The organism is Thermostichus sp. OS-CIW-20, assembly GCF_054061455.1.
In genome coordinates this window covers 1-11,807 of sequence record NZ_JBSSEF010000049.1, presented here as the reverse complement: position 1 = coordinate 11,807, position 11,807 = coordinate 1, and the positions used below count along the sequence as shown (strand labels likewise).

The window sequence follows — 11,807 nt, the reverse complement described above, 5'->3', positions numbered from 1 at the left end:
GCATGACAACCGCAGTCTGACATGGGCAAGCGATAGTGCGAGAGGAAAGTCAACGGTACAATCACTACAACCATGGTGTGGGGCTAGCGGTTGTTCATCTCATTTTTTGGCCAAAGAGAAGGAAAAAGGTCTTGGTAGGAGAAGTCAGGAAGAGGTTGTTTGAGCTATGAAACTATATCAACGACCCCCATCATGGGTAAGCGACTAAAGTGGCTAGCGGGCTTTTCCGCCCCGCACTCAAGTGCGGGGCTACCAAGCTATTCTTTTTTGTGAGCGTTAGCAACAACGGCGCCAAGCACGTCGATCCGGTTGTCACTCAACCCGGCTGGATCCCTGACAGGTGGACAAAGCACCCTGGCAGTTGCCTACCAGAGCAAACCTTAGCACCCGAGTCTCTTTCCACTCAGCAACAACAGCAAAGAAGTAGAGCATCAGCGCGAGCAGAGGGATCAGCGACGACGCACCCTATCTCTTTGGCTGACGAAGACGATGGCGCCGAAGAGAAGCCCCAGCACCACTGCGCCGTACACCAAGCTCCAGAGAAAATTAGCCAGTGAGGGAGTCATAAAAAGAGTTTCCTCCTCGTGCGACTATCAACCACTCAACTATTTCCCGATTATACTGGTCTTTGTCGCTCAACCCAGAGACAGACGCATTGCCGACTATTTCGCCTGGTACTCTAGGGGCACCTCCTCTAGGGTTTGGCTGGTGCCGGCGAAGGGGTTATCTGGAGTTAAAAAGAGCATACAGTGGCATTCCTTTCGCTCCCGCATGGGTACACAGGGGCAGTTCCAATAGCCGGCTTTCACTTCCGCCTCTTTGTCTTCATAAAAACGACAGGGGCAGAGCGGAGCGCCCAATTGCTCTTTGTGCAGAGCCAAGCCCTCGATCACCGCTGTCGTAATCGTAGGATCAGAGCAGAAAAAAGTGTCGGTACGTTTGGCGTAGGTTTCTGCGAAATGCCGCATCACCTCAAAAGTCTTCTGGGAGGCCTTGTTGTAACCACGACTTTCCATGACGATTCTCGGAAGGGAACTGACCGGCTGTTGCTGGTAATGAGGCTCACAGCTTCTTCCGGCCACACTTTCTGAAGTTAATACAGATGTGCGTATGCCGGGATCCTGCTGATTCTACAGACCTCCCCCGAAGTCGGACAAAGCTGTATCTTGCTCTTCGTTGTACTGCAGACTTTTAGAGAAGACAAACAGTGAGAGCCGTGCTGTTACACAAGGCAACATTGTTTGGACTTGGCAAGACCCCGCCCTAGGGTACTCTACAGGATCACGCTGACCGGGATCCCTTTTCTCAGGGCACGACCAGCACCGGGCAGGGAGCAAGGTCGATGAGGCGGTGGCTGACGGAGTTGTTCTGCCCCTCGGCAGACAGGCTGAGGCTGCGGGATCCCATCACGATCAGGCTGATCTCCAGCTCGTCCGCCACGTCGCAGATGACGAAGGGTACTTTTCCCTCGCGATACTCGCTCTTGACGCTGTTGATGCCGATTTACTGCAGGCCCAGCTCCGTCTGTTTGGGCAGGTTCTGAATGTTCTGCCGGGCTTGTTCTGCTCGCTCCGCGTCAAGCTCCATGTTGTCCAGTACCGAGAGCAAGTACACCCGACTTTTGCAGCGCTGCGCTAGGTCTGCCACCAAGGGCAAGGCGTGGCTGGTCTCGCGCGAGTTGTCGATGGGAAAGAGCAGCTTGTCGAACCTAGTCGCGGATCCCCCGCTTAAGCCCGGCTCGACCCCTCCCATTTTACTTCTAGCGGGGAGCCGGGTGGAGGCCGTCTCTCTGGGGGCGCTGTGGGCGGCGATGAGATCCCTATGGCATGAGAGCTCTTTCTGTCTGTTTGGAGGGTTAGAGCCACCAGCAATCTGCGGGGGTTGGGGGTTGCTGACAAAACTCGCAGTTGAGCTAAGGACAAAGGCCAGTCTTTCAGGCAAGGCTGGTCTGCAATTGCTGCAGCTTTTGCCAGAAATCCATGATTTTCAAGTTGACCAAACTTGGAAAAGAATAGTGAAAAAAGTGTCGCCCCCCAGGACAAAACCACATTTGATCCCCTGGCTTTAAGTAGTTTCCCCACTGCTCCAGCGAAGCAGGATCCACAATGGGATCATCCTCGCTGGCGCAAACCAACATCGGCACCGGCACTTTCTGGGCTGGAATCGCTACCACCTGAAATAGGGAATGAGGTATGGGGGAAGTGTCTAAATCTTTAGCCAGGGCGCGGGAGAGTGAGCGCGCTCGCCACTGTTCTGAAGCTGGCAGAAGGCTCTGAGCTATACGCACCAGGAGCTGTTCTCGGCTACAGCAAAACATTTTTCGTTGCACGTAGAAATGGGCATGCCAGGTGGCGGCAGGCTGACTGCCTACAGCCAGCAGGGTTAGAGACCGTATCCGCTGGGGGTAATAGTAGGCAAAAAGATAGGCAACCACCCCGCTCAAGCCGTGGCCGATGAGATGTACCGGTCGATCCCAAGCTTTTAGGTATTCGTATAGCAGCGTCACGACTGTCTCCAAACTACAGGGCTCATCCTGGGTTTGGTGATACTCCCAGTAGGCTACACGGAAACATTTTCCCAGGGATCCCAACAGAGGCCGATCGAAAAGCTTTAGACTGGGAGAAACGCCCAAATAAAGTGCTTCAAAAGAAGGCGCAGAAGCGGAACCTAAGCTCATTTTAGCCATCCCATTTCGACGGTCGAAAGATTAAAGTTGCTGGCTGACAAAAGCTTCATAAAAAAGGGTTATCGGATCCAGAAGCCGGCAGGCAAAAGGTAGAGCCAGATCTCGACAGAGAGGAGGGGATGAGGATCTCCCCTCCCTGCTTTGAGAAGCCTCAACCCTCCTTTACAGCCCCGGCAAAATCTGGGCTACCACATCGCCGCTGCCCAGGAGCATGTAGGCAAACAGGGCACCGCCAACGCCGCCCACCAGAAACCCTCCGGCCAACTGGCTCCAACCGGCGCGGGTGCGCAAGTTTTCCGGCAAATCCTCAGAGCCTGCCGGCACGCGCACCGGCTGAGGGGATCCCTGCGATTCGGCCATCAGTTGCACGCCCGGCGTCGGATAGGCCACCTCGCCGTAGGGGGTATTGACCACTGCCACCAGCCGCGAGCGAGGAAAGGACACCCGTCCGTAAATGGAGAGACAAACCGTCAGGATCAGCACCAGGCCGATGGTCGCCAGCGTCCCTGCCGTCAGGGCCTGCTCCGAATTCCGCAGCGGACTCAACTTGTAAAACGGCCCCACCAGGAAGTACCCATGAGCCATGCCGATCTCCAAGCCGCGCAAAAAAGGAGAGAGGCCCTCCCGGTAGATGGGCAGGTTTTGCAGCAGCAGCAGGGTGAGATCGCCCCGGTTTACCGGCGTGTCCAAGTTGCCCACCTGCGGATCTGTGGCTCGCACCCAGCCCCCGTGCTGGAAGTCAAAGCCGCTGGCTGCCGCCCGCGCCCGGATGGCATGCCAGATGTGCCCCGCCAAAAACAGGATCCCCAAGACAAAGTGGGCTGTGGCCAACCAGGTGCGGCTGCTCACCACACCCATCTCGTCAGCAGCCAGCCCCAGCGGCCCGTAGAAAGCCACCGGATAGGCGATCTCGTTGACGCTGACAAAATAGGCCGCCAAGATGCCCATGTAGGCCAGGGCCCCCAGGCTGTAGGAGAGGTAGGCTTCGCCCGAGTAGATCAGCACCTGCTTGGCCCAGGCAAAGGGCCGTGTGGCTATGTGCCACCATCCCCCCAGCACACAGAGCAGGCCGACATAGATGTGCCCTCCCACCAGATCTTCCAGATTGTTCACGGCGGCCATGCCCTGCTGGCCCATGAGCGGCGTCAGGTAGGCAAAGATCCGCAGCGGATTGAGGGTGGGATCCGTAACTACGCGCACGCGGCCCAGTTGAGCATCGTACAGCCCTCCCCAGAAGAGCGCTTTGGCCACCAGCAACCAGGCCCCCAGCCCCAGCAGCAGCAGGTGGATCCCCAGGATGGTGGTCATCTTGTCGTCGTCTTCCCAGTCGTAGCCGAAAAACTCGGCAAAGGTTTCTCCCTTGGCCAGCACCTCCGGCCCCAAAAGGGCGTGGAAGATCCCTCCTGCCCCCAGCACCGCCGAGGCAATCAGGTGCAGAACGCCCACCACAAAAAAGGGATAGGGATCCGTGGCCACCCCCTCTGCATTCACGCCGATGCCCAACGTGGCCAAATGGGGCAGCAAGATCAGCCCCTGGCTGCCCATGGGCTGAGCCGGATCCCAGTGGGCCACCTCAAACAAAGTCATGCCGCCGGCCCACAGCATGATCAACCCCGCATGGGCCACGTGGGCCCCCAGCAGCTTTCCGGACAGATTCACCAAGCGAGCATTGCCCGCCAGCCAGCTCACCTGAGGGGATCCCTCAGCAGAGGTAGGCGATGAAGATAGAACTGCGCCAGTCATGACAAACTCCCACAGTATCCACAACAAGCTAAGAAGCCGAGTTTGAGATTACAGATTGAAGAGTGTTTTGAGTTTGGCCGTCCACTCTTTAATTCGTTTTTCCGTCAGCTCCGGCTGATTGTCTTCATCCAGAGCAAGGCCGACAAACTCGCCGTTAACCACTCCCTTGGACTCATTGAACTCGTAGCCTTCTGTAGGCCAGGAGCCGACGTTTTTTCCGCCGCGCTCGGCAATTTTTTGGGCCAGGATCCCCATGGCATCTTGAAAGTTGTCGGGATAGCCCAACTGATCCCCAACTCCAAAATAGGCTACCGTCTTACCGGAAAAATCGATTTCATCCAAATAGGGGAAAAACCCATTCCAATCGGCCTGCAGCTCCCCGATATTCCAAGTTGGACAGCCGATGATTAAGTAGTCGTACCTATCAAAGTCCTCAACCGTGGCCTCGGCAATGTTGATCAAATCTACATTGTCTTCGCCCAGCTCTTTTTGGATCATCTCAGCGGCTCTCTCGGTATTTCCGGTTTGAGTGCCGAAAAATAGACCTACTTTTGCCATTGCTCCTACCTCGAAACTGCAAGTGCAAAGCTCAAAATCAGATGGCTAGATTGCCGTTAGGCCTGCTGCGCTGCAAGTTCTACTCTGCCGGTACGGAAATTGAACCCTCGCGCTTTCAGGGCATGGAACAGGTGGCCCTGAAGGAAGAAAAAGGCCAGCCAAAAATGGGCATTGGCCAGCCAAACCCTAGATGTGAGAGCTCCCCCTTGCTCAAAGAAGGGATAGCGATCCAAGCCCACCTGCAGCAGCGGCCCATAGAAAACTTCGGGATAGACCACTGGGTTAACGGCAACGAAATAGGCGGCAATAAATCCCATCAAGGCCAAAGCTCCCAAGCTGTAGGAAAGATAAGCTTCCCCAGACCAGATAAAAATCCGTTCTGCCCAGGCAAAAGGCTTGGTCGCGATATGCCAAACCCCACCTGCCACCAGGAGCAAGCCCAGCCAGAGGTGGCCGCCCACCACGTCTTCTAAAGTGTCCACCCCGGCGATCCAGTGGCGCCCTTCTATGCCCAACAGGTGACCAAAGGGGTTCCAGTTGGGAGACACCAGGCGCACCTCTCCTGCCACCGGGTCGAACAAGCCGCCAAACACCACTGCCTTGAGCACCAAAAGCCAGGCTCCCAATCCCAGCAGCACCAGGTGGATCCCTAGGATGGTGGTCATCTTGTTTTTGTCTTGCCAGTCGTAGCTAAACAGGGGAAAGGCTTTGGGATCCAGCACCGCCGGCCCGCGCAGGGCATGAAAAATGCCGCCAAACCCCAAAAAGGCAGAGCTGATGAGGTGGATCGCTCCCACCGCAAAGTAGATATCCGTATCCAGGACTTCCCCGCCGGATCCCACCCCCAGCCCCAAGCTGGCCAGGTGGGGCAAGAGAATCAGCCCCTGCTCATACATCGGTCGGCTGGGGTCAAACTTGGCCAACTCGATCAGGGTCATCGCCCCTGCCCAGAGAACGATCAGCCCGGCATGGGCCACATGCGCCCCCAGCAGCCGGCCAGAAAGATCGGTCAAACGGGCGTTGCCCGCCCACCACGGGATCTGTTGTTGCGAGCTAGATCCCCCTTCTTGCTTGAGTGTCGTCGCTGTCATCTCCGCTCCTCTTGCGTTTCTAAACAAGCTTTTCTAGGAAAAGGCCAGAGACCTTGCCCCAGGCCCGCCTCTGGCCGCACGGACACATCCTTTCGAGACACGTAACCAACTGTTGAGAGTAAATCTCAACAGCGAGCTGTGACCTACTCTAGGCTTCTTGCAAACAAATATCAATGTCTTTAGAGTTAAGTTTTGTTAAGAGTCGGACTTGTATCCGCCCATAGCCCCACCTGGGGAAGCTGCAGATGGAAGCTGGCCCGCAGAGGGACGAGCCGGGCGATCCGGTGGCAGCCGGTGATAAAAATCTCTCCCTTCTTAAGATTGAGTCGCAATAGCTGGATTACAATCAAGCCAAAGTTGGCCAAGTCGAGGGCAAAGGAGTCGGAGGAGATGTCGAGGTATCTGAAGCTGTGGACGGGGATAGGGCTTTATGTTCTGGTCAGCGGGGCCGCTTGCGGGGAAACCCAAAAGGATCCCTCGGCTGCGGGCGGCGGGGATCCACCGGCCCTGAGCCAGGCTTCGCCTCAGCAGGCAGCTCAAATGAACCCGGAGTGTCGGCCTATCCCGGTGGATGGCGGCGGCGAGGGTGGGGAAGAAGGGGCAGGCTCTCGCCGGCCAGCCGTTGTGCTCTCTCCTGAGCAGCGGTTTCAGGATCGGCAGATTTTGCTCGACTTTGCCGATCAGGTGGTGATCCCTGCCTATGAGCAGTTGGTCGCCGATACCCAGGCCCTGTCTCAGGCCATCCAGGCCTTCGTGCAAGATCCCAATGCCCAGACTTTGCAAGCGGCTCGCCAGGCTTGGTCTGTTGCCCGCATCACTTGGGAGGAGAGCGAGGCTTTTGCCTTTGGGCCGGCGGCTTATTTGGGGCTGGATGCGGATTTGGACGAATGGCCCCTGAACGAGGTGGAGGTGCTGGAAGTTCTCAACAGCGGCGATCCCCTCACTCCAGAGACCGTGGCCGAGTTGGAAAGCGGGCAAAAGGGATTTCATGCCGTGGCCTTCTTGCTCTTTGGCGTGGATAACAACAAGTCTTTGCAAGACTTTACCGAGCGGGATCGGGAGTACTTGGCTGCCCTTGGCCCAGTTTTGGCGGATACGGCGGCAAAGCTGCTCAAAAGCTGGACAGAGGGAGTGCAAGGGCTGCCTGCTTTTCGCGAAGAATGGGTAAAAGCCGGCGAGGGCAGCAAGAGTTATCTCACGCTGCAAGCTGCTGCTGAAGAAATAGCCCAAGGTATTCTCGGCATGTTGGACGAGCTGGGCAAGGTCAAAATTGGCGAAGCCTTCGCCCAGCAAAATCCTTTTCTGCTGGAAAGTCGCTTTGCCCACCATTCGCTGCCGGAGTTCCAGGCCAATGTGCGCAGCGTTCAGTATGCTTACTTGGGCGGATTTAGAGATAGAAAAGGTCGTGGCCTGAGCCAATTTGTCCGGGACATCAATCCCAATTTGGATAGTCAAATTCAGTCGGAGTTACAAGCAGCGGCGGCGGCTCTCCAGGGGATCCCTGCCCCTATCGAAAAAAGCCTTTGCGATGCCAATGCCCGTGGATCTATTACTGCCGCTATGGAAAAAATTGAAGACGCTTTCGACAGCTTTGCTCAGGAAGTTGTGCCGCTCCTGCAGTAGTAAGAAAGTCCCAAAAGAGCTGAGTTGCCGATATTTTGATAGCCGATGCGTCGTCTTCTCCAGATTTTCATGCTGGGATTGGCCTCTCTTTGGGCGGCGAGCTTTCTGGCTTTCCCCGCTGCCCCAGAGGGATCCCAGCCATTGCCCCCTCGAGCGGGTGGCGAAACAACCCTTTGGAACCGCACCTCAACAGCCTACGAGCAGCCGGCTCCCAACTTGGATCCCCGCTGGGCCAGGTTGCATGCCCTGGGGGACATCGCCTTTGAGGCTCGCTTCGTCACCGCTCCGGCGCCTGTTAACCCCGGCCTTGGGCCTCTGTTCAACAACAACTCCTGCGCCGGTTGTCATGTTAAAAACGGCCGAGGTTTTCCTGACAAGGGGCAGCGGGTCGTCAGAGTCAGCCAGGTTGGATCCCTGGATAGAAGCGGGGATCCCCAGCCTTTTGGATGGGAGGCCATTGCTCCTCATAGCAACACTCCCCCTGTGGCCGGCATCGGCACGCAGGTTCAAGAAAAGGCCGTTCGGGGCTATCGGCCAGAGGCCAAGGTGGAGTTGCACTGGGTAGAGCAGACCAGAGAGTACGCCGACGGAACTCCCTACAGGCTGCGTTCTCCTGTTGTAAAGCTGTTAACTCTGGAGGGATCGCCCATCGATCCTGTCCTCATCTCCCTGCGGATCCCCCAGCCGGTGTGTGGAGCGGGCCTACTGGAGGCCGTTCCCGCTTCTAGGATCCTGGCAGCAGCCGATCCTGACGACGCCGATGGGGATGGCATCTCTGGCCGCCCCAACTTGGTTTGGGATCAAGAGCAGCAGCGTCTGGTGCTGGGACGGTTTGGTTGGAAAGCCAATACCCCCAACCTCAGGCAACAAACTGCGGCCGCCTACGCCAACGACATGGGTGTCACGAATCCTCTTTTTCCGGCCGCGGATGGCAGCCAAGATATCGACGAGGCCACTCTCCAAGCGACAACCGTTTACGTGCAAACCCTGGCCGTGCCTGGCCGCGCCCTTTGGCAGGATCCCCAAGTTCAGCGAGGGGAAAAGCTCTTCGTCCAAGCCCAATGCGCCAAGTGTCACCGACCAGAGCTACAAACCGGCATTCATGAGATCCCTGCCCTGGCCAACCAAGTCATCCACCCCTACACCGATTTGCTGTTGCATGACATGGGCGAAGGACTAGCAGATGGCCGCGCTGACTTCGAGGCCACGGGCCGAGAATGGCGCACCCCCCCTTTGTGGGGCATCGGCTTGTCGCAGACAGTTCTGCCCTCCTCCGGCTATTTGCACGATGGCCGCGCCCGCAGCCTCGAGGAGGCCATTCTCTGGCATGGGGGAGAAGCTGAACGCTCCCGCGAGATCTTTAAAAATATGGCTGCTGAAGACAGAGAAGCCCTGCTCTATTTTCTTCGATCCCTCTAGAGCTCTGCCCATTTCCGCAGCAGGTTCGCGTAAACTTTGGAGATCAAATCAAAGTGGCGTGTCTTGCCCGATTCCTGAAACATCTGCTGCCGCACAGTCTGTAAATCAAAGAGGATCTCGCGTTCTTGCGGATCCCTAATTAGGCTTTGAACCCAACTGACGGCAGCATAGCGGATCCCACGGGTTACAGGCTCAACTCGGTGCAAGGTGGAAGCAGGATAGAGGATCAAAGCACCCGCCGGCAGCTTGTAGGCTTGCTCCCCCTCGCTACTCTCGATCTTCAGCTCACCGCCATCATAGTCTTCAGGGGCACTTAGAAATAGCGTAAAGGAAATATCCGTGCGCATCAGCTGATGCCGATCGAGCATCAGCGCATCGTCGGTATGAGTGCCATAGGACATTCCCGCTTCGTAGCAGCTAATTAAAATGGAATGAATGAGCTTGGGCCGGGCAGCCATCTGGAACAACAAATTACGCTCTAGAGCTGCCAAGATAATCTCCTCTATCTTCCGTTGCTGAAGGGATCCCTTTGGCATTTGCCTATTGTTTTTGACAAGCCTGGCATTCCAGCCTGCCGTCAGAGCACCATCCACAAATTCAGCATCGGCTATGAGGGACAGAATCTGTTGCAATTCTGCTAAACTAAGAACATCGCCAATACACAAGATCATTATCAACCTCTAAAAAGCAAAATACATGACACCTTCTACACTAGCAAAACAAGCCTTATGAAAATCATGCCTACTTCGAGCATCCCTCGGAAACCTTAAGCATCTAGCAGAGAAAGTAGAGATCTTTTGCCCTATGCAGCCACCTTCTGGTATTCGACAAAAAGAGCTCTGCGAGCTATTGGGCTTAGACTACAAGGCTGTTGCCACCGAGGCAAAGCGTCTGGGCTTGAGCACACATGCCTATCTGCAACAGAAAACAGGTTGGATCCTGAAGGATGAACTCTATTATCCGCCCGGCACTACCTTTGACAAGTCAGCAGATGGCGAGTCAGTAGGATCGTCCCCTACCCCCTCAGAGGATTTGTCCTCTAGCAGCAAAATCAATTCCAGAAAAAGGAAAGACATCCTCTCACTGCTGTTGTTGCTTGTTGTCCTGTTAGCTGCCATCTTGCTGGCCCGTCGCTTAGATCCAGAGGCAACTCGAGAATTTATAGCAAAACTAGGCCCCTGGGCACCCCTTGCCCTGATTGGATTACGCTCCCTGAGTATTATTATTCCTGCCATACCCAGCACCCTTTACTCCATCTTGGCAGGAGCCCTCTTTGGATTTGGATCGGGAATCCTTTACATTGCAATTGCTGATTTTATCTCTTGTACACTTAACTTCTACCTAGCCAGAAAGTTTGGTAGAGACCTAGTACAGCGAGTAGTTGGGCGACAATGGATGTACAAAGTCGATGCCCTTTCAGCTAACTATCTGGAAAACAATATTTTTCTTACAGCTGGTTTTTTAATGACGGGCCTATTCGACTTTGTCGCCTACGCCGCCGGCCTAACCCAAATAAAATGGCAGAACTTTCTTCTCGCCCTAGCTTTGGGCATTGCCGTCTCTACACCCCCAGTAGTGGCTCTGGGGGCAGGGATCCTAGAGCAGGGAAGGTGGCTGCTGGGCTTTGCTTTGCTGGGAATGTTTGCTTTGGCGATGTTAAGCGGCTGGCTGAGTAAAAGGCGGCGTTCTTAACTTGCCTTTGATAAAGTCAGAACAAAAGCAAGGTCAGCAGTGGCTTCTAACTCATGGGGAACATTTGCCGAAATTAAGACAAATATGCCCGGAGATAGAGAGATCTTCTCACCTGCAAGGGTTAAGACTCCAGTTCCTTCAATGACGTGGAGAGTAGCGTCCCTTGTGGAGGTATGCTCGGAAATACTTGTGCCTCCCGCCATACAGAAAAGAGTATGTTGGCAGACTTCACTTTTCCAAATGATCTTGCTGAGAACTCCTTCCACAGAATAAGCAATGTGATCTTTGAGCTGCAAAAAAGGTGACTCAGGGGAGACAAGAGACATCATTAAGCCTCCTTCTTGGCAATCAGTATGATGTAGCCTAGGTTATTTCGATATCGGCTAAAGATTTGCTTCATAGATAAGATCCGCTGCCGGATTACAGGACGTGTAAGCACATTCCACACCATAGTTAAGAGCGTCGGCAATCCTTCCTCTGTAGCAATAGCAACGGGATTGAGCAAAGTTAAGGGGCCGGTGGCATACTGGACAACCGTAAGATTTGCTTGCTGAACAGTTGCAAGCCAGCTGTCAGTAGATAAAGGATTGGCATTGACATGGATTACGGAGGATAACTCCTTGCGGATAGCGTCGCTGTTGGATCCCTCAACTCGCAGCTCATGGCTGAGGAACTTACCCCCTGGCTTGAGGCAATTGTAAATCCCTGACAAAATCTTAGATTTTCCTGCATCGGACTGCATTGTTAAAATAGCTTCCGCCAAGACATAGTCAAATTTCTGATCGATTTGATCTAGGTGAAAGATATCGCCCTCGAGGATCTCAACTTGGCCGGCTAGCCCTGCTGCAGAAACATTAGCGCGAGTGCGAGCAATGTTATCTGGATTTTTCTCAATGCCGGTACAGCCTTTTAATTTAAAATAGGGTACAGGTATTCACAGGTATTCAAGAGGAAGGAGAGAAAGGAATGCCGACTCATTCTTTGGATTTGCGGCA

The 11,807-nt window shown here is 54.9% G+C and carries 12 protein-coding genes and 2 pseudogenes; 4 read left to right on the top strand and 10 right to left on the bottom strand.

Annotated elements, in window-relative coordinates:
• Nucleotides 1-35: 35 nt before the first annotated feature.
• Nucleotides 36-167, top strand: a pseudogene (locus tag ACVWXC_RS12805) (IS200/IS605 family transposase); the annotation flags it as partial.
• Between the two features lie 282 nt (nucleotides 168-449).
• On the opposite strand, the gene ACVWXC_RS12800 reads toward ACVWXC_RS12805, so the two are convergent.
• The 7 genes and pseudogenes from ACVWXC_RS12800 to ACVWXC_RS12770 form a co-directional block, all read right to left on the bottom strand.
• A complete protein-coding gene (locus ACVWXC_RS12800) occupies nucleotides 450-566 on the bottom strand; it encodes a photosystem II reaction center X protein (RefSeq protein ID WP_011431389.1) in 117 nt (38 codons plus the stop codon).
• 96 nt (nucleotides 567-662) lie between these two features.
• Complete coding sequence (locus tag ACVWXC_RS12795; RefSeq protein WP_011431390.1) at nucleotides 663-1,016, bottom strand: ferredoxin-thioredoxin reductase catalytic domain-containing protein; 354 nt, start codon at nucleotides 1,014-1,016, stop codon at nucleotides 663-665.
• Between the two features lie 289 nt (nucleotides 1,017-1,305).
• A pseudogene (locus tag ACVWXC_RS12790) lies at nucleotides 1,306-1,752 on the bottom strand (universal stress protein).
• Between the two features lie 181 nt (nucleotides 1,753-1,933).
• The gene (locus tag ACVWXC_RS12785; RefSeq protein WP_228375351.1) at nucleotides 1,934-2,506 is read right to left on the bottom strand and encodes an alpha/beta fold hydrolase; all 573 of its coding nucleotides are present in this window, start codon (nucleotides 2,504-2,506) and stop codon (nucleotides 1,934-1,936) included.
• Nucleotides 2,507-2,848: 342 nt separating this feature from the next.
• Nucleotides 2,849-4,429, bottom strand: coding sequence for a chlorophyll a/b binding light-harvesting protein (locus tag ACVWXC_RS12780; protein ID WP_011431392.1), 1,581 nt, complete (start codon nucleotides 4,427-4,429; stop codon nucleotides 2,849-2,851).
• Between the two features lie 48 nt (nucleotides 4,430-4,477).
• Nucleotides 4,478-4,987, bottom strand: a complete 510-nt coding sequence (gene fldA / locus ACVWXC_RS12775) for a flavodoxin FldA (RefSeq protein WP_414358087.1) — start codon at nucleotides 4,985-4,987, stop codon at nucleotides 4,478-4,480.
• Nucleotides 4,988-5,043: 56 nt separating this feature from the next.
• Nucleotides 5,044-6,078 (bottom strand): chlorophyll a/b binding light-harvesting protein, encoded by a 1,035-nt coding sequence (locus ACVWXC_RS12770; RefSeq protein ID WP_011431394.1) that lies wholly within the window; start codon nucleotides 6,076-6,078, stop codon nucleotides 5,044-5,046.
• A 390-nt stretch (nucleotides 6,079-6,468) separates the two neighbouring features.
• Between ACVWXC_RS12770 and ACVWXC_RS12765 the strand changes: the two genes are divergently transcribed.
• Nucleotides 6,469-7,701 (top strand): imelysin family protein, encoded by a 1,233-nt coding sequence (locus ACVWXC_RS12765; RefSeq protein WP_011433843.1) that lies wholly within the window; start codon nucleotides 6,469-6,471, stop codon nucleotides 7,699-7,701.
• A gap of 45 nt (nucleotides 7,702-7,746) precedes the next feature.
• On the top strand, nucleotides 7,747-9,120 hold the full coding sequence (locus ACVWXC_RS12760) for a di-heme oxidoreductase family protein (protein ID WP_457393138.1): 1,374 nt from the start codon (nucleotides 7,747-7,749) through the stop codon (nucleotides 9,118-9,120).
• Here ACVWXC_RS12760 and ACVWXC_RS12755 read toward each other — a convergent pair.
• Nucleotides 9,117-9,791, bottom strand: a complete 675-nt coding sequence (locus ACVWXC_RS12755) for a Fe2+-dependent dioxygenase (RefSeq protein ID WP_011431398.1) — start codon at nucleotides 9,789-9,791, stop codon at nucleotides 9,117-9,119. The genes ACVWXC_RS12760 and ACVWXC_RS12755 overlap by 4 nt on opposite strands.
• 133 nt (nucleotides 9,792-9,924) lie before the next feature.
• Here ACVWXC_RS12755 and ACVWXC_RS12750 point away from each other — a divergent pair, with 133 nt between their 5' ends.
• Nucleotides 9,925-10,812: a TVP38/TMEM64 family protein gene (locus ACVWXC_RS12750; RefSeq protein ID WP_228375352.1), complete on the top strand. Its 888-nt coding sequence runs from the start codon at nucleotides 9,925-9,927 to the stop codon at nucleotides 10,810-10,812.
• On the opposite strand, the gene ACVWXC_RS12745 is transcribed toward ACVWXC_RS12750, so the two are convergent.
• Together ACVWXC_RS12745 and ACVWXC_RS12740 are read right to left on the bottom strand one after the other, a co-directional pair.
• Nucleotides 10,809-11,141: a cupin domain-containing protein gene (locus ACVWXC_RS12745; RefSeq protein ID WP_011433845.1), complete on the bottom strand. Its 333-nt coding sequence runs from the start codon at nucleotides 11,139-11,141 to the stop codon at nucleotides 10,809-10,811. The two genes, ACVWXC_RS12750 and ACVWXC_RS12745, sit on opposite strands and share 4 nt — an antisense overlap.
• The gene (locus ACVWXC_RS12740; protein ID WP_457393145.1) at nucleotides 11,141-11,707 is read right to left on the bottom strand and encodes a class I SAM-dependent methyltransferase; all 567 of its coding nucleotides are present in this window, start codon (nucleotides 11,705-11,707) and stop codon (nucleotides 11,141-11,143) included. Before ACVWXC_RS12740 ends, ACVWXC_RS12745 begins: the two co-directional genes overlap by 1 nt.
• Between the last annotated feature and the right edge of the window lie 100 nt (nucleotides 11,708-11,807).